General features: G+C 59.8%; 13 protein-coding genes. 8 read left to right on the top strand and 5 right to left on the bottom strand.

What is annotated here, in order from left to right; genetic code table 11:
• Positions 1–24 precede the first annotated feature (24 nt).
• Positions 25–921 (bottom strand): TauD/TfdA dioxygenase family protein, encoded by an 897-nt coding sequence (locus tag LT85_RS12945; RefSeq protein ID WP_052135141.1) that lies wholly within the window; start codon positions 919–921, stop codon positions 25–27.
• 143 nt (positions 922–1064) lie between these two features.
• Positions 1065–1847 carry a VOC family protein gene (locus LT85_RS12940; RefSeq protein ID WP_038489333.1) on the bottom strand — a complete coding sequence of 261 codons (783 nt, stop codon included), beginning with the start codon at positions 1845–1847 and terminating at the stop codon, positions 1065–1067.
• A 261-nt stretch (positions 1848–2108) separates the two neighbouring features.
• Here LT85_RS12940 and LT85_RS12935 point away from each other — a divergent pair, with 261 nt between their 5' ends.
• From LT85_RS12935 to LT85_RS12925, 3 genes are all read left to right on the top strand, one after another.
• A complete protein-coding gene (locus tag LT85_RS12935) occupies positions 2109–2567 on the top strand; it encodes a MarR family winged helix-turn-helix transcriptional regulator (protein ID WP_038489331.1) in 459 nt (152 codons plus the stop codon).
• A gap of 61 nt (positions 2568–2628) precedes the next feature.
• A complete protein-coding gene (locus tag LT85_RS12930) occupies positions 2629–3192 on the top strand; it encodes an isochorismatase family protein (protein ID WP_038489329.1) in 564 nt (187 codons plus the stop codon).
• 40 nt (positions 3193–3232) lie between these two features.
• Positions 3233–4543, top strand: coding sequence for an MFS transporter (locus LT85_RS12925; protein WP_038496095.1), 1311 nt, complete (start codon positions 3233–3235; stop codon positions 4541–4543).
• A gap of 10 nt (positions 4544–4553) precedes the next feature.
• Here LT85_RS12925 and LT85_RS12920 read toward each other — a convergent pair whose 3' ends face one another.
• The 3 genes from LT85_RS12920 to LT85_RS12910 form a co-directional block, all read right to left on the bottom strand.
• Positions 4554–4886 (bottom strand): TfoX/Sxy family protein, encoded by a 333-nt coding sequence (locus LT85_RS12920; RefSeq protein ID WP_052135140.1) that lies wholly within the window; start codon positions 4884–4886, stop codon positions 4554–4556.
• 70 nt (positions 4887–4956) lie between these two features.
• Complete coding sequence (locus tag LT85_RS12915; protein ID WP_052135139.1) at positions 4957–6363, bottom strand: cytochrome-c peroxidase; 1407 nt, start codon at positions 6361–6363, stop codon at positions 4957–4959.
• Positions 6364–6490: 127 nt separating this feature from the next.
• Positions 6491–8116, bottom strand: coding sequence for a phospholipase C (locus tag LT85_RS12910; RefSeq protein WP_052135138.1), 1626 nt, complete (start codon positions 8114–8116; stop codon positions 6491–6493).
• A gap of 515 nt (positions 8117–8631) precedes the next feature.
• On the opposite strand from LT85_RS12910, the gene LT85_RS12905 reads away from it, so the two are divergent.
• The 5 genes from LT85_RS12905 (at position 8632) to LT85_RS12885 (ending at position 16626) form a co-directional block, all read left to right on the top strand.
• On the top strand, positions 8632–9099 hold the full coding sequence (locus LT85_RS12905) for a (2Fe-2S)-binding protein (RefSeq protein WP_038489327.1): 468 nt from the start codon (positions 8632–8634) through the stop codon (positions 9097–9099).
• Between the two features lie 10 nt (positions 9100–9109).
• On the top strand, positions 9110–11239 hold the full coding sequence (locus tag LT85_RS12900; protein ID WP_038489326.1) for a xanthine dehydrogenase family protein molybdopterin-binding subunit: 2130 nt from the start codon (positions 9110–9112) through the stop codon (positions 11237–11239).
• Between the two features lie 244 nt (positions 11240–11483).
• A complete protein-coding gene (locus LT85_RS25430) occupies positions 11484–12986 on the top strand; it encodes an efflux RND transporter periplasmic adaptor subunit (protein ID WP_052135137.1) in 1503 nt (500 codons plus the stop codon).
• Positions 12986–15100: an ABC transporter permease gene (locus tag LT85_RS12890; protein ID WP_052135136.1), complete on the top strand. Its 2115-nt coding sequence runs from the start codon at positions 12986–12988 to the stop codon at positions 15098–15100. Before LT85_RS25430 ends, LT85_RS12890 begins: the two co-directional genes overlap by 1 nt.
• A gap of 2 nt (positions 15101–15102) precedes the next feature.
• Entirely contained in the window at positions 15103–16626 is a 1524-nt protein-coding gene (locus tag LT85_RS12885) for an efflux transporter outer membrane subunit (protein ID WP_052135135.1), read from the top strand.
• Positions 16627–16637 lie beyond the last annotated feature (11 nt).

The following is a 16637-nucleotide window of genomic DNA, read 5'->3' as shown; positions in this document are numbered from 1 at the left end:
AAAACTATTTATCCGCACGGATTTTCAGGCCGGCACGTCGCCTTCGACGGTGGTCCGGTAAAGGGTACGGCGCAGATGCTGCGGTGTGATGGCAGCGTAGTGGACTGTGCTGCGATTATCCCAAAACACCATGTCACGCGCACGCCATTGGTGGCGGTAGACGTTCTCGGGACGAATCGTGTGTTCATGCAGGAAGCGCAGCAAGGCATCGCTTTCATCCTTGGGCAAGCCGATGATGTGCGACGTAAAACCCTCGCTGACAAACAGCGCCTTGCGACCGCTTTCAGGATGCACGCGAATCACCGGATGTTCGACCTCGGGCACTTCGTCGATCTGCTTTTGCGTCAGGTCGGCGCGCCAAGGGGATAATTTTTGCAAGCGGCGATAGCGGTAAACGTAGGAGTGGACCGCACGCCGGCCTTCCAGTAGTTGCTTGACATCGGCGGGCAACGTGTCATAGGCATTGAACATATTGGCGAACAGCGTATCGCCTTGTTCAGCAGGTAATTCCTGCGCATGCAGCAACGAGCCAAGGCTGGGCTTGGGCATGTACGACAGGTCAGAATGCCAGTCGGCGCCTGCATCCACCAGGCCAATCGGCTTGCCGTTTTCGACGACATTGGAAACGATCAGAATCTCGGGGTGGCCGTGCAGGTGAAAGTGGTTCAGCACATGGACTTGCAGCGATCCAAAGCAGCGACTGAACGCGATGTGCTGCTCCGGCGTAATGCGCTGTTCGCGAAATACCAGCAGGCCATACTTGACCAGGGCCGAGCGGATGCGCGCCAGTTCTGTTCCGGACAGCGGCATGTTGAGATCCAGGCCGGTGATTTCTGCGCCCAGCGGGCCGCGGACAGGCTTGATCTCGAACTCTTGAGAGGAAGCGACGGCCGGGCTTGGTGCATCAATGACAATAGACATAAGATGGCTTTGGTAACGAAACGGGTGCATGGCTGTTGCAGGCTGCGCTTGCCAAAAACAACATTACACTCGCTTCAGGGCAGTTGCCGCAAATAATGGATTCGCATATCCATATACCTCGTCTTACAAATTCACAAATGGCGCTAGCGCTTTGCCGACACCAGCGAAAACATGGCGCCCTGCGGATCGAAGCCCTGGACGATCCAGCTGCCGCCGGGAACCTGGTGCGGCCCCATGATGATCTTGCCGCCGCCTTCGTTGACGCGCTCCACGGCGGCGTCGATGCTCGCGACATTAATGTAATAGAGCCAGCACGGCGCAGGCATGTCTGGCATCTTGGTCATCATGCCGCCAACCGCCGGGCCGCCGGTGGAGAAAGTCTGGTACGCGCCCATTGGCCCCATGTCGATCGCTTCTTCCTTGCTCCAGCCGAACAGGCCCGCGTAGAAGGCGAAGGCGCTTTCCTGATCGCCGGCATGCAATTCGTGCCAGCCGATATGGCCAGGCGCGTCGGGTGCTGCTGGCGCTGGCTGGGCATCGCTATTGCCTTTGAAGAGAAAGAAACCGGCTCCGTGCGGATCCGCTGCCACGGCAAAGCGGCCGACGCCGGGAATGTCTGTCGGCGGGCGGCGGATAGATCCGCCTGCTTTAGTTACACGGGCCGCGTAGTCATCGACATCGCTGACCGCGATATAACCCATCCAGCAAGGTTTGGCGCCCATGGCGCTGGCTTCTTCCGGAATTGCCATAAGGCCGCCGACCATGATGGCTCCGGCCGAAAGTACGGTGTAAGCGGGGCCGTCCATGCCGGCGTCCTGCATATTCCAGCCGACTACGCTGCGATAGAAGGTTTCAGCGGCCTTGGTGTCGCTGGTCATGACGTCGTACCAGACGAATTTTGAGGGTTTTTCCTGGTTGCTCGGCATATCGGCTGATTCCTTTAATTGATGTCGATGGTGATGGCATGAGCATACATGGTCAAGCAGGTCACCGCTTCTCGGCGCGCGTCATTGCCCATCTGTGTAGTCGATAGAACTACCTTATACCAAGTGTCTGCCATGTTAAATGGCGAAAATGCAAATGATGAAATTGTCGTGCCCTATACATAAATATACAAAGGAAAACTACCAAGTTTTCCTTTGTATCTGCTAAAGTGGGGACATTCACCGAGCCCGCACGTTAAAACCATGACCACTCAAGAACAAGCAAACAATCCCGAAGCCACGCGCGCAGCCGTCATGGCCGGAGAGTTGCGCGTCCTGCTCGGCCAGTTGAGCCGGCGGCTGCGCGAACAGAGCCATGCGGGAGATTTCACAGGCTCGCAGAAGTCGGTATTGCTCCGGCTGGAGCGCGACGGTCCCGCAACGGTCACCACGCTGGCGCGTGCGGAAGGCGTCCGGCCGCAATCGATGGGCGCCACCGTGGCGACGCTGGAAGCAGCGGGGCTGGTGAGCGGAGCGGCCGACCCGGCCGACGGTCGCCAAACCATTTTGTCGCTGACCGAAGATTGCCGCGAAATGTTCAGGGTCGGCCGGGCGGCGCGAGAGGACTGGCTGTTCCGCGCCATCCGCACAAAATTTGCAACGGCGGAACTGGAACAGCTCGCGGCCAGCGTCGAATTGCTGAAGCGCCTGGCCGAAGCCTAGCGCACATTATCTATTGCAGCCGTTATCCGGCGCGCAATCCACGTACCTGAAGGAGAATCTCATGGCAGTCACCATTCTTGATCCGAACACCGCGTTGATCCTTATCGATTTGCAGCAAGGCATTCTCGCTTTGCCTATCGTCCATCCGGTCCAGCCGGTGGTGCAGCATGCCAGCGAACTGGCGGAGGCGTTCCGCCGGCATAGTGCGCCGGTAGTGTTGGTGACTGTCACCGGCGCTGCGCCAGGGCGAAACGAACAAGTGCGCAACAACGGCGCGCTGCCGGCCAACTGGGCCGAACTGGTGCCAGAAGTGAACCAGCAACCGCAAGACCATACCGTCAGCAAGAAGACCTGGGGCGCATTCACCAACACCGGCCTCGACCAGCATCTCAAACAACTCGGCGTGACTCAGGTCGTTATTGCAGGTGTCGCTACCAGCATCGGCGTCGAGTCGACCGCGCGGCAGGCGCAAGAACTGGGCTTCCACGTCACACTGGCGATTGACGCCATGACCGATCTTAACCTCGATGCCCACGTTAACAGCATCACGCGGATTTTCCCGCGGCTGGGCGAAACCGGCAGCACCCAGGAGATCATCGCGCTGCTGGACCGCAGCCGCGCATGAACGCGCCGGCGATCCGGATTAACGCCAAGCCAGCGCCATGATGACCGGTACTTTTCGCTCGCTGAACGGGTTCAATTACCGGCTGTGGGCTGGCGGCGCGCTGGTGTCCAATGTCGGTACCTGGATGCAGCGCACCGCGCAAGACTGGATCGTCCTGACCCAGCTGACGCACAATAATGCGACTGCGGTGGGTATCGTCATGGCATTGCAGTTCGGCCCGCAGGCATTGCTGCTGCCGTTGACCGGTTTCGCCGCAGATCACTTCGACCGTCGCAAACTACTGATTGTCACGCAGGCCGCGATGGGCGCATTGGCTTTGGGGCTGGGCATCCTGACTGTCGCCGGCGTAGTCCGGCTATGGGAGGTATATCTGTTTGCGCTTTTGCTGGGCTGCGTCACCGCCTTCGATGCACCGGTGCGCCAGACCTTCGTTTCGGAGCTGGTGGCAGAAAGCGATCTGTCGAATGCGGTGGCATTGAATTCCACTTCATTCAATGCCGCACGCATGATCGGTCCGGCCATCGCAGGCGTTCTGATCGCTGTGGTTGGCGCCGGCTGGGTGTTCCTGATCAATGCGGCCTCGTTTGCCGCAGTGCTGGCGTCACTCAGCATGCTACGCATCGGCGAACTCCATCTGCGGGCCAGGGCGGCGCCGGTCCGTGGCAGCCTGGTTGCTGGTTTTCGCTATATCTGGCAGCGGCCTGACTTGAAGGCGATCCTGCTGATGTTTTTCCTGATCGGCACCTTCGGCCTTAATTTTCCGATTTTTATTTCAACCATGTCGGTCAGCGTGTTCCATGCGGGCGCGCATCAATACGGTTTCCTGTCGTCGATCATGGCGCTGGGATCGGTGACCGGCGCGCTGCTGGCTGCGCGGCGCGAGAAGCCGCGCATGGCTTTTTTGCTGGCGGGAGCGGCGGTCTTTGGCGGCGGAGTGACGCTGGCGGCATTGATGCCCAGCTACGGGTTGTTTGCCGTCGCCCTGGTGATCATCGGCGTGGCTGCGCAAACCTTCACCACTACCGCCAATGGCGCGGTGCAGCTGTCGACCGAGCCGGCCATGCGTGGACGGGTAATGGCGATCTTGCTTGCGGTGGCCTTGGGCGGTACACCCCTCGGCGCGCCGGTGATCGGCTGGGTCGCCGATACCTTCGGCCCGCGCTGGGCATTGGGCGTCGGCGCGCTGTCCGGCTTTGCGGCGGCGATGGTTGGATTGCATTACCTCATGAAGTACCGCCAGTTGCGGGTGCGTATTGTCGGCGGACGTCTCCGTTTCAATACCGGCTGGCCCGATCCCATGGCTACGCTGGTGCCAGCCGAGTCGCGTGCAGCCAGGCAGGAAACGAGCTAACCGCGCTGGCTCAGCTCAAGGCGCCTCGGCGCAAGCGGCTGACCCAATCCAGCAAGGCATCCGGCTCGTCTGCAATCTCGGCCGGCACTTCATAGTAGCTGCCCACTGTCACCGTTTTTTCCTTGGTAGCGTAACGGAATGGCTGACAGCCGCGCGCCTCGAACGCTGGGCGACTTCGTTCATCCACACGCAGATACAGCGTACCCTTGATGACAAAGGCAAATTGCAGCTTGTCGATACTCAACCCGGCGCCGCCGAAAAAACGGGATACCGTAATTTGTCCCAGAGGGGCAAGGAATTCGGCCAGCTCCAAGGCTCTGGCGCGTGCTGTGTCTGTACTCATGGTGTCCGCCGACTAGCTGATCTGATGAAACAAACTGCCAAAAATAGTGCGGGAATTATTGCATATTGCCTTATTTAGAGTTGACGCTTTGCTCTGCACCGGGCTGGTAACCGTCATTCAAGGTTTTCAGAAACGCCACCATGTCCTTGATTTCATCCGCATTCAACGCAGGCGCATCGCCGTGCTTGCGGTCGAATGGCGCATCCACGACATCGACATTTTTCTTGTATTGCGGCGGCAGGTCGTCGTACTTGTCGATGCTGCCGTCCTTGCGCTTCGGATACCATTTGCCGGGGTCGGTTTCGCGTTCCACGTAAAAATGCAGCAGATCGTCGAGGTTCTTGAACACGCCGTTATGGAACAAAGCGCCGCGCGTGGCGCTGTTACGTAGCGTCGGGGTCTTGAACAAGCCACAGTAGGACGCTTGCTTCTTGTAGTTGCTGCGCATGGGACCGCACAAGCCGAGGTCGTAGTGCTTCGGATCACGATTGGCCAGCAAGTCCTTGTTGCGCGGACCGGCCAGCGCTTCGAACTGGTAATCGGTAAACGCCGGCGGAAACATGCCGTCGCGTGAGGGCTTGTCGATATGACAGGAGGCGCAATTGCCCTTTTTGGGACCGTCGAACAGCTTGAGGCCGCGGCTTTCTTCCGCGCTCAGCCTGGCCTGGCCTGCCAGATAGTAATCATATTTGCTGTCATAGGGATGAAAGCTCGGATCTTCCATCTGGAAGCGCCCGAGGGCAAACAAGGCTTCGCTCAGCGCCAGGCCAGAGTTATCGAACACATTGGCGCCGAACAGTTTGCGCAAATCTTCCGCATACGGCGCTCGCCGCAATTTTTCCAGCAGTGCTGCGGCGCTCTTGTTGTCCATTTCATTCGGGTCGAGGAACGGCCCTTGTGCCTGGTTCTGCAAGGTGTCGGCGCGGCCGTCCCAATCCAGGCCGCCCATCGGTACATTGGCTTCTGCCGCCAGCAACGCGGCATCAGGCTGGGTGCTCTTGGCCACAGCGGCAACCTTGATGTCGGTCGTTGTGGCTGGCGCCGCATCGACAGCGTCGCTATCCGGCATCGATTTGTTGGGGCCGATGGTGAAAGTCGGCGTGTGTTCCAGATAGCGCAGCGAAGGCACGGCGCGCAAACCCTGGCGATCAAGCTTGGGGCCGCCCAGCTGCACCGCCAGGTTATTCGGCGGCGCGTAGGCATGGTCTGGGCTGTGGCAGGAAGCGCAAGCCAGTTTTCCGGAGCCGGACAAGGAGGGGTCGAAGAAAATCTTTTTGCCGAGCTGGGCGACTGCGCTTAACGTAACCGGATGAGCGACGCCGGGGGCAGCCTGGTAGGTGGGAGCCACGGGAGCTACGGGCACCATTACAGGAGGAGAGGCAGTCGTCGCCGACGCAGATGGCGTGGCGCGGTCGCAGCCGGCCAATGCCAGCAACAGGCTGGGAGCTGCTAACAATAAAGTGGGGTAGCGTTTCATCAAAGCTATGGTAAGCGGCAAATTGAGGAATATCTGCGCAGCTATAAAAAAGTGTCGGCGGCGCTGCGCAAAAAGCACAGCACCGCCGCAGACTATGGCTTGAAACAGGCGTTATCCGCCTGGCTGCTTACATTGGCAAGCCGGTAGAGGTATTGAGATTCAGCTTCGGTGTGCTGCCGCCGTTGGTGAAGTCGAACATGTTCTGGATCGAACCGGCGATAGCGTCGAACGAGCCTTGGCCGATACGGGCGCCACCGAGCCAGTTGTCTTCAACGAAGCGCAGTACCGAAGACTGGTCGGTCACGGTATGGTCGACGAAATTGGCTTTTGCATATGGCGAAACCACCACCAGCGGCAAACGTGGACCATAACCGCAACGGCCTTGCACCGGCGTGCCGTTGATGCCATTCAATGGCGTGCCGCTGCCGCAAGTGCTGGCGCCGTTCAAGGTGTCGGCTGTCGAAGTCGAGCCATTGACGATCTTGCTGACGTGGTCGTACCAGCCGTCGGAATCGTCATACGCCATGATCACGACGGTATTGGCCCAGTCTGGCTGCTGTTGCAAGAAGTTGACCACCTTGGTGATAAACGCTTGCTCATCCAACGGGTTTGAATAGCCTGCGTGGCCATCCTGGTAACCCTGGGCCTTGAGGAAGCTGACCGAAGGGAAATTGCCGGCAGCGACCGCAGTGAAGAAGTCGTTGGTGTCGTACTGGTGGTTGGCGCCGCCGTCATTGCTGGTGCCGATTACCGCCACCGAACTAGGGCGGACATGTTTCGGGTTGGCTGTCGACGCGTAGTACTGGAATGGCTGGTGATGCGGAATGTAGTCGGCTGTGTAGCCGTTCAGCACTGTCGAAAATGAACTGCGGGCGCAGCCGGTGGTGCCGTTTGCGTTGGTTGCAGTCAGGTCGAAACCGCCTTCAAACCAGCCCCAGCTGACGTTTTTCGCATTCAGCAAATCGCCGATGTTCTTGCCGCTCATGGTGCTGGTGCTGGTCGTCGAGGAACAGGTATCCGCGGACGGATCGATATCGCTGATCATCGTTTTGCCGCCCTGGCCATCGGCAATCAATGCCGTGCTATTGGTGCCGACCACTTGCGTCACGCCGTTGGTCTGGCCGGAAATCAGATTAAGCGCGCCAGGGGTCGATGGTCCGAACTGGGTATCGAAGGAGTTGTCGCTCATGGCGAAATGCTGGGCATAGTTCCACAGGGCCGTGACGGTATTGCCGTCGTAGTAACCCATCACCAGGCCCTTGGTATAGAACGGACCGGTGCCGGTGCCGCTCGAAGCGGTGCCGGTATTTTTCGGGAACAGGTCCATGGCGCCTCCGTTGTAGGCGTTCTGTTCTGCGGTGTAGCCGTGGTTCTGGTCGGCGGTCAGCGCTTGCGAACGGTCCAGGCGGAACGGGTTGGCCGCGCCGGTGCCGTTGGCAGTGTTGGTCGAGTTCGGATTGGCGGTCAGCAGGGCTGGCGTCAGACCGGCCACGGTTGGCGTGCCGCTGGCGGCGGTGAATGCCGGTTCGCCCGTCGGGTTGGTGGCGTTAGGGTAAGTGCCGAAGTAATGGTCGAACGAGATGTTCTCGCCGAAAATGACCACGACGTGTTTGATCGGGGTCGCTGTCGCCAGCGCGTCTTGCGCGCTGACCGGTGTCTGCGTCAGGTTGCTGCTGCTGCCGGAGCCGCTGCAGGCTGCCAGGCCGGCCAGGAACAACGCCGCCGGGATGGCTTTCATCATATTCTTATTCATGCTTTCCTCTGGTGTGCTGGGTGTTTGCTACGTAACTGCGAGCGACGATAGCGCAGTTATATTTCAGCTCCGTGACGGAAAATTTGGTGTGGGAAGCCTGCGACGGTGCGCATTTCCGCTGCCTTTGGCGATTTTCTGCGCAAGATCGGTGCAAACGGCCATCAGCCAAAGCAAACCAGCTTCAGTGGGATGCTTACGAGAGGTTCATACATTCCTTTTCACAACTTGCGTCGTCACAAATTGTTACACTATTTATGCTAAAAAATTAATAAAACAACAAACTGTGCGATCCGGAAAGACGATCCGCGCGCAATCGCCAACAGCTTTGGCGTGAAATGAAAAAAGCGATATGCCGTCAAACGGCGTACAGTACTGTTCAGAGGCAAGCCGGTCTTGCCCGCACCACCAGGTTGTCGCGGTTTGTAGCAAAGCAGATATTGCTAGCCATCATCTACGACGGTACAAGGAATGAGGCTGCAGTATTTATCCCGTGGGTCCACATGGAGGAGATAAGCATGCCAACAGTCTTTAACCTGAATGGAAAGAAGGTATCGGTAGAAGCTGAGCCTGATACGCCGTTGCTGTGGGTGATTCGCGATGAGATCGGCCTGACCGGCACCAAGTTCGGCTGCGGCGTTGCCTTGTGCGGCGCCTGTACGGTACATCTGGACGGCCAGCCGGTGCGCTCTTGCCAGACCCCGGTTTCGGCGGTGGCGTCAAAAAAAGTCTCGACCATCGAGTCGCTCTCCAAGGACAATTCCCATCCCCTGCAAAAAGCCTGGATCGCCCATGACGTGCCGCAATGCGGTTACTGCCAGTCCGGGCAATTGATGAGCGCCGCGGCGCTGCTGGCCACCAACAAGAATCCGAGCGACAGCGATATTGAAAACGCCATGAGCGGCAACATCTGCCGTTGCGGAACCTATAACCGCATCCGCGCCGCCATCAAGAGCGCTGCCGCCGAAATGCGGAACAAGGCTTGAGGAGACTGAGATGACGACTACTCGACGCGATTTCCTGAAGACTTCCGCCATCGCCAGCGGCGGCCTGACGCTTGGCATCATGTTGCCCGGACTGCTGGACGAAGCGCAGGCGGCCGGTACGATCTACACTCCGAATGCCTGGGTGCATATCGCCGACAACAGTAGCATCACGCTGATTTCGGCCCGCTCCGAGATGGGACAAGGTGTCTATACCGCGCTGCCCATGCTGATCGCCGAAGAACTCGGGGTCGACGTGCGCAAAGTGAAAGTGGCGATTGCGCCACCCAATGCGGTGTATACCAATTCACTGCTTGGCGCCCAGATTACAGGTGGTTCGACTTCCGTACGCGATGGCTGGGAAAAACTGCGCATCGGCGGCGCCCAGGTGCGCACCATGCTGATCAGCGCCGCCGCCAGCAAGTGGCATGTCGATGCGGCTTCGTTGCGGGCAGAAAACGGCATGGTGCTTGGTCCGAACGGGAAGAAGGCCAGCTTTGGCGCACTGGCTGAAGCTGCTTCCAAGCTGCCGGTACCGACAGACGTGCAATTGAAAGACCCGAAAGATTTCAAGATCGTCGGCAAGGCCACCAAGCGTCTCGATACTCCAGCCAAGGTCAACGGCAGCGCTGTCTATGGTATTGACGTCAAACTGCCGGGCATGGTGTATGCGTCGCTGGAGCAGTGTCCGGTGATCGGCGGCAAGGTGCGCAGCTTTGACGGCGCCAAGGCGCGCGCAATGCCGGGCGTGATCGATGTGGTGCAGATCGACGATGGCGTGGCGGTGGTGGCAAACACCTACTGGCGCGCAAAAAAGGCGCGTGAACTGCTCACGGTCGAATGGGATGAGGGCCCGGTCGCCAAGCTGGACAATGCCGTCATGATGGCCGGCATACGCGCTGCCGAAAAAGATGCAAAGGTAATCAGCATCAAAAAGACCGGCGACGCCGCAAAAGCCATGCAAGGCGCGGCAAAGACCATCAGCGCCGAGTACCAGTCGCAACTGCTGGCGCACGCCACCATGGAGCCGCAAAACTTTACAGCCGATTTCCGCAACGGCAAATGCCTGGTGATCGGCCCGACCCAGTACCAGCAGGGCGCACAGGGTGCGGTGGCCAAGGCGCTCGGCCTCAAGCCGGAAGACGTGGACGTGCAAACCACTTTCCTGGGCGGCGGTTTCGGCCGCAGGCTGGATGTCGACTTCATCGTCCAGGCGGCGCAAATCTCGAAGGCGGTCGGCAAACCGGTCAAGCTGCTCTGGACCCGCGAAGACGACACCACGCATGATTTCTACCGGCCGATGGCCTTGCATCGCATGAAGGGCGGTTTCGACGCCGATGGCAAGCCGGTGGCGCTGACCTTCCAGCTGACCTCGCAATCGGTGACCCAGCGCGCCTTCGGCCTGCCCAAGGATACGCTTGACCCGTTCATGGCGGAAGCGGCGGTGGTCGGTTATGGCATTCCCAACATGGCGCAGGACCTGATCATCCATGACGCCGGTTTGCGCGTCGGTTACTGGCGTTCCGTCAGCCATGCGCTGAATGCGTTCGCCAATGAAAGTTTCATCGACGAGATGGCCGCCGCGGCAGGCAAGGATCCTTATGCTTTCCGGCTGTCGTTGCTGGATCAGCAGCCGCGCTTCGCCAATGTGCTGAAGCAGGCGGCGCAGAATGCCGGCTGGGGTACGCCGTTGCCTGCCGGGCGCTTTCGCGGCATCGCCTTGATGGAAGGCTACGATACCTATATGGCGCAGGTGGTTGAAATTTCCATGCACGACGATCATGAAATCAAGGTGCATCGGGTAGTCGTGGTGGCCGACCTCGGACATATGGTCAATCCGGATACGGTGGAAGCGCAACTGCAGTCGAGCATTGCCTTCGGGCTGTCGGCAGCGCTGGGAGGGCAGATCACGCTGGAAAAAGGCCGGGTCCAGCAAACGAACTTCGGCGATTATCCGGTGGTACGGATGGTGGATATGCCGAAAGTCGACGTCACGCTGGTCGCCAGCACGGAAAAACCGGGCGGCATCGGCGAACCGGCTACGGCGCTGATCGGCCCGGCGGTGGCGAATGCGGTGTTTGCCGCAACCGGAAAGCGGGTACGCAAGATGCCCTTGTCGCCCGACAACATCAAAGCCGCCTGACCGGCATTGGCTGTGTGGCTGTGAGCAAGCCTGCATTGGCGCAGGCTTGCTCAAGTCCAAATATGGCAGTCTGAAGACAAATTCTGAAGTGCAATAATTGCTTACAATTGTTCACGCGCCAGATACAAAAAGCTCCCCCTTGCAATCAGCGATTTACATGATGCATGTCTAATGCCTACTAATCATCGGACACTGACGATCTAGTGGCATTCGGCCGTCGAATTAATCGCATAGGGTAAATGGCGTGGGTAAAATTTTGTCGGACCGGGCGGGCTCAGGTTTCCCGTTCAGGACAGCTGCATTCTGGCTGGGATTGGTGTTGCTGGTGGCCGTTGCCGGCGCTGCTTATTACTGGTGGGCCAGTATGCGGGCCAAACCGCAGTATGTGACGGCCGGAGTGACGATGGGCGACATCGAACGCTCCGTCAATGTCACCGGCTCAATCAATCCACGGGTAACGGTGCAGGTCGGTTCGTATGTGTCGGGCACCATCAAGTCGCTGTCCTGCGACTACAACACCGAAGTCAAGGCCGGCCAGATCTGCGCCAAGATCGATCCGTCGACGTTCCAGGTGATCGTCGACCAGAATGCAGCGCAACTCAATAGCAGCCGCGCTCAGTTGCGCAAGGACCAGGCGGCGCAGGCGTACGCCAAAGCGGTATTCGAACGCGATGGCAAGTTGCTCAAAGACGGTATCGTGGCTCAGGAAATCGTCGATAACGACAGCAATGTATTCAAGCAGGCCAGCGCCCAGCTGGATCTGGACCAGGCCGCGATTGTGGCGCAGGAAGCGTCGCTCAAATCGGCCAAGGTCAACCTCGGTTATACCGATATTGTCTCGCCGGTGACCGGCACTGTGCTGACCCGTAGCGTCGATGTCGGGCAGACAGTCGCTTCCAGCCTGCAAACCCCGACCTTGTTTTTGATTGGCAAGGATTTGACCAAAATGCAGGTCGACGCCAATGTAAGCGAAGCCGATGTCGGCCGCATCAAGGAAGATCAGGACGTGACCTTCTCGGTCCAGGCCTATCCCGAAAAAACCTTTGAGGGCACGGTGAAGCAGATACGCCGCGGCCCGATCACGGTGCAGAACGTGGTGACCTACGATGTGGTGGTCGCGGTTGATAATCCGGAATTGCTGCTGTTTCCGGGAATGACTGCGGATGCAGAAATCGTCACCGATTCGCGAGAAAACGTGCTGCGGATCCCGCTGGCCGCGATACGGTTTTCACCAGAGCGTGCTGATCGTGGCGGCGATGCCGGTTATGTCCGAAGCGGTAATCGCGATGGCGATCACGCCGGAAATCACGCTGGCAAAGACGGAGCCATCCGGCGCGATGTCGCTAGCGCATGGGCCAGCCGTAATCAGGGTGGCGCGCAAGGCGAACACCGGCGTGGGGACCGTAACAGTATCGCTGATCAGGCAGGCGAGCAGAAGGGCAAACAGGATAAGCAAGATCAGGCTGAAGACAAGCAGAATGATTCTGAATCGACGGCTGCGCAGGAAAAATCCGCGGCATCGCACGGAAAGCACGCCAGGGTCTGGGTCTTGCGCGACGGTGCGCCGCATCTGGTGCGGATCCAGACGGGGCTCGACGATGGCGACCTGGTGGAAGTGATCAAGGGCGACCTCAAGGCCGGCGACAAGGTCATCGTCAAGGAAGTGCGCCCCGTTGAGGCCAAGAGCACGCCGGTGCAATCGCCGTTCGCTCAGTCCGGCGGCCGCCGTGGCGGGTTCGGGCGGTGATGAGCGCGAACCTGAACGCCGGCGTCGCACCAGGCAGACAACCCGACCTGGTAATCGACGTTCGCAACCTCACCAGGACCTACCAGCTTGGTTCGCAGGAGGTACACGCTTTGCGCGGCGTCAGCCTGGCGATCGAACGGGGCGAATTCGTCGCTATCATGGGCGCGTCCGGCTCCGGCAAATCGACCCTGATGAACCTGATCGGCTGCCTCGACCAGACGAGCGGCGGTACTTATTTGTTGGAGGGCGTAGATATTGCTGCGCTGGACGAACAGGCGCTGGCCAAGATACGCAGCCGCCGCATCGGTTTCGTGTTCCAGAGTTTCAACCTGCTGCCGCGTACCACGGCGGCCGAGAATGTCGCGTTGCCGCTATTCTATTCCGGCCTGCTGGCCGACGGCGCGCATCGGGTACGGGAAACATTGGCTTTGCTGGGGCTGGGCGAACGCCTGGATAACCGTCCCAATCAGTTATCAGGCGGGCAACAGCAACGGGTGGCGCTGGCACGGGCGCTGATCAATCAGCCGGCGATTTTGCTGGCCGATGAACCGACCGGCAATCTCGACTCGACCACTGCCAACGAAATCATGAACACCTTGCGCGACCTGAATCGCGAGCAGGGCTTGACCGTGATCCTTGTCACGCATGAACAGGAAATGGCGGATTTTGCCGACCGCATCATCACTCTGCGCGACGGTCTGGTGCTCTCCGATATACGCAAAAACGACGCGCCGACGCTCGTCAAGGGAACAACGCAACCATTGCCAACTGAAGCAGCATCTTCCGGTTTGAGCCTGGCAGAGCTGTTTTCTTTCCTGTCGATGGCCTTCATTGCAGCCTTTAGCGCCATCGGTCGCAACAAACTGCGCTCGGCGCTGACCATGCTCGGTATCTTCATCGGCGTTTGCGCGTTGATCATCATGCTGGCGGTGGGCGAGGGCGCACGGGCGGCGGTGCAGGAACAACTCAAGAGTCTCGGCACCGACCTGCTGATTGTCTTGCCCGGTTCTTCACGGGGCGGTGGCGTGCGTGGCGGTTCGGGTAGCGCTTCTTCCCTGAAAGTAGCCGATGGCGCCGCCATTCTGGAGGAGGACCCGGCGGTGGCGGTGATCAGCTATGTCAACCGGCAGTCGGCGCAGGTCGAAAACGGCGACGAGAACTGGTCGACCAGCGTCCAGGGCGTCACTCCGAGCTACCTGGCGATCCGCAACTGGGGGCTGTCGGCCGGCAGGCTGATCAGCGAGACAGACGAGCGCGAGGGCCGCACCGTCTGCATCCTTGGCCAAACCGTGGTGGACAACCTGTTCGGCGAAGGCCAGAACCCGATCGGCGCCACCGTCATCGTAAAAAACGTGCCGATGGAAGTGATCGGCGTGCTGGCGGTCAAGGGGCACTCAGCCTCCGGCCAGGATCAGGATGACGTTGCGCTGATTCCTTTCCGTACCTCACAGGTAAGGGTGCTGGGCGTGGCGCAGCCTTCGGTGGCGATGACGCAGGGCGGCACGGTCTATCCGGCGCCGCCCAATCCGTTCAACATTCAGGCCAAGCTGCAAGGTTTTGTGCAGACCATGTATATCCAGGCGCGCGGCGCCGATCAGGTCAAGGCTGCCTTGGAGCAGGTGACGCAGACACTGGAGCGACGCCATCGCATCAAGCCTGACCAGAGCGACGATTTCAGCGTGCGCGACCTGACCGAGATTGCCGAAGTGGCCGATGAAAACAGCCGCGTGATGGAATTGCTGCTGGCGGCGATTGCGTCGATTTCTCTCCTGGTAGGTGGCATCGGCATCATGAATATCCTGTTGGTGTCGGTCACCGAGCGTACCCGGGAAATCGGCATCCGCATGGCCATCGGCGCGCGCCGCTTCCATGTGCTGTTGCAGTTCTTGATCGAGGCGACGTTGCTGAGCCTGATCGGCGGCGGCGCCGGCGTGCTGGCGGGTATCGTGGCTTCCAAGGTCATCGCCCACGTCGCCGGCTGGCCGACACTGCTGCATACCAGCATCATCATCGGCGCCTTCTGCTTCTCGGCCGGCATCGGCATGTTCTTCGGCTTTTATCCGGCGCGCAAGGCCTCGCTGCTCAACCCTATCGATGCATTACGTTATGAATAGTCATGAATAAGCAGGTTTTTATCATTTCCGGGGTTGTGTCCTCGGCAAAGCGCCGTGGCGTCGGTGGCTTGCTGGCGGGGTTGGCGTTCGGTTTGGCCGGCTGTACCGCAGGGCCGGATTTTGTCCGTCCAGCTGCGCCGGCCTTCAGTACTTACGACAACGATCAGGCGCCTGCGGCCGGCTCGGCCAATCCCTCGCTCGCCGTGGTCGGTGCGGGGCAAACCTTGCCGGCGCAATGGTGGGAGTTGTTGCAAGCACCGGCATTGCCGGCTGTTCTGGATCAGGTGGTTGCGGCCAACCAGACCCTGGCGGCGGCCCGCGCCACACTGGCGCAGGCGCAAGAGGGTATCGTGCAAGCGCGCTCTACCTGGTTTCCGGTGCTGAGCGTCGGCGCTTCCGCCGGGCGCAGCATTTCCGGCAACGGCGGCAATCAGTATACTTTCCGGCCTTCGAGCACGGCCACCAACCAGTTCTCGCTTGGTCCGCAGATCAGCTATACCTTCGATATCGCCGGCCAGACCGCCCGCACCGTGGAACAGGCCAAGGCCAATGCGGAAGACCAGCACTACCAGCTGGCGGCGGCCTATCTGACGCTAACCAGTTCGGCGGTGACCCAGGCGATTACACTGGCGACTTCGCAAAAGCTGCTGGCGACGACCGAAAGCCTGATCAAGAACGATGAAAAGAATATGGAACTGGTGCAGAAATCGTTCCAGATCGGTACGGCGGCGCAAACCGACGTGCTGACGGCGCAGTCTCAACTGGAGAACGATCGCACCCAGCTGCCGGCCTTGCACCAGCAAATCAGCGTGGCGCGCCATGCGCTGGCGGTGCTGGTCGGGCAGGCGCCGTCGCAATGGCAGACGCCGGATTTCGATTTCGACAGTTTCAAGATGCCGCAAACATTGCCGGTCAGCCTGCCATCGGAACTGGTGCATCAGCGTCCGGACATTCTTTCGGCTGAGGCCATCTTGCATGCTGATAGCGCCGCCATCGGCATCGCCGCCGCGCAGTTGTATCCAAGCCTGACGCTGTCGCTCTCGGATAGCTATCAGTCGACGCTGATCAATACACTGTTCAATACCGTAAACCGCTCGCTGAGCGCCGCCACCAGCGGCAACTGGACCTTGTTCCAGGGTGGCTCGCTGGCGTCGCAAAAGCGCGCTGCCGAAGATGCCTACGATGCCCAGCTGGCTACCTACAGGCAAACCGTCCTGACTGCTTTCGGCCAGGTCGCCGATGCGTTGCGGGCCATCGACAACGATACCGAATCGCTCAGGCTGGCGCAGAACGCCATGACGATCTCGACCACCTCGCTGCGCCTGCAGCGCGCCAGCTACAGTGCCGGCAAATCGAATGTGCTGCAGCTGATTACCGCCGAAAACGCCTATGCCCAGGCCAGTATGAACCTGGTGCGTATGCAAGGGCAACGCCTGCAGAATTGTGTAGTGCTGTTTGCCGCGCTGGGCGGCGGCTGGGAAGGCAAGGCCGGCATCGGCCTGCCTGCGGATAAGCCTGCGCTGTAGGCAGGCTTGGC

Origin of the sequence: Collimonas arenae, from assembly GCF_000786695.1 — a bacterium.
Classification (GTDB): Bacteria; Pseudomonadota; Gammaproteobacteria; order Burkholderiales; family Burkholderiaceae_D; genus Collimonas; species Collimonas arenae_A.
Note: the sequence above shows the minus strand (reverse complement) of the source record. Positions and strands in the feature narration are given on the sequence as shown.

Excerpts from the sequence above, each read along its gene's own strand:
- LT85_RS12945 (WP_052135141.1), bottom strand. The coding sequence starts at position 921 with ATGTCTATTGTCATTGATGCACCAAGCCCGGCCGTCGCTTCCTCTCAA.
- LT85_RS12940 (WP_038489333.1), bottom strand. The coding sequence starts at position 1,847 with ATGCCGAGCAACCAGGAAAAACCCTCAAAATTCGTCTGGTACGACGTC.
- LT85_RS12935 (WP_038489331.1), top strand. The coding sequence starts at position 2,109 with ATGACCACTCAAGAACAAGCAAACAATCCCGAAGCCACGCGCGCAGCC.
- LT85_RS12930 (WP_038489329.1), top strand. The coding sequence starts at position 2,629 with ATGGCAGTCACCATTCTTGATCCGAACACCGCGTTGATCCTTATCGAT.
- LT85_RS12925 (WP_038496095.1), top strand. The coding sequence starts at position 3,233 with ATGACCGGTACTTTTCGCTCGCTGAACGGGTTCAATTACCGGCTGTGG.
- LT85_RS12920 (WP_052135140.1), bottom strand. The coding sequence starts at position 4,886 with ATGAGTACAGACACAGCACGCGCCAGAGCCTTGGAGCTGGCCGAATTC.
- LT85_RS12915 (WP_052135139.1), bottom strand. The coding sequence starts at position 6,363 with ATGAAACGCTACCCCACTTTATTGTTAGCAGCTCCCAGCCTGTTGCTG.
- LT85_RS12910 (WP_052135138.1), bottom strand. The coding sequence starts at position 8,116 with ATGAATAAGAATATGATGAAAGCCATCCCGGCGGCGTTGTTCCTGGCC.
- LT85_RS12905 (WP_038489327.1), top strand. The coding sequence starts at position 8,632 with ATGCCAACAGTCTTTAACCTGAATGGAAAGAAGGTATCGGTAGAAGCT.
- LT85_RS12900 (WP_038489326.1), top strand. The coding sequence starts at position 9,110 with ATGACGACTACTCGACGCGATTTCCTGAAGACTTCCGCCATCGCCAGC.
- LT85_RS12890 (WP_052135136.1), top strand. The coding sequence starts at position 12,986 with ATGAGCGCGAACCTGAACGCCGGCGTCGCACCAGGCAGACAACCCGAC.
- LT85_RS12885 (WP_052135135.1), top strand. The coding sequence starts at position 15,103 with ATGAATAAGCAGGTTTTTATCATTTCCGGGGTTGTGTCCTCGGCAAAG.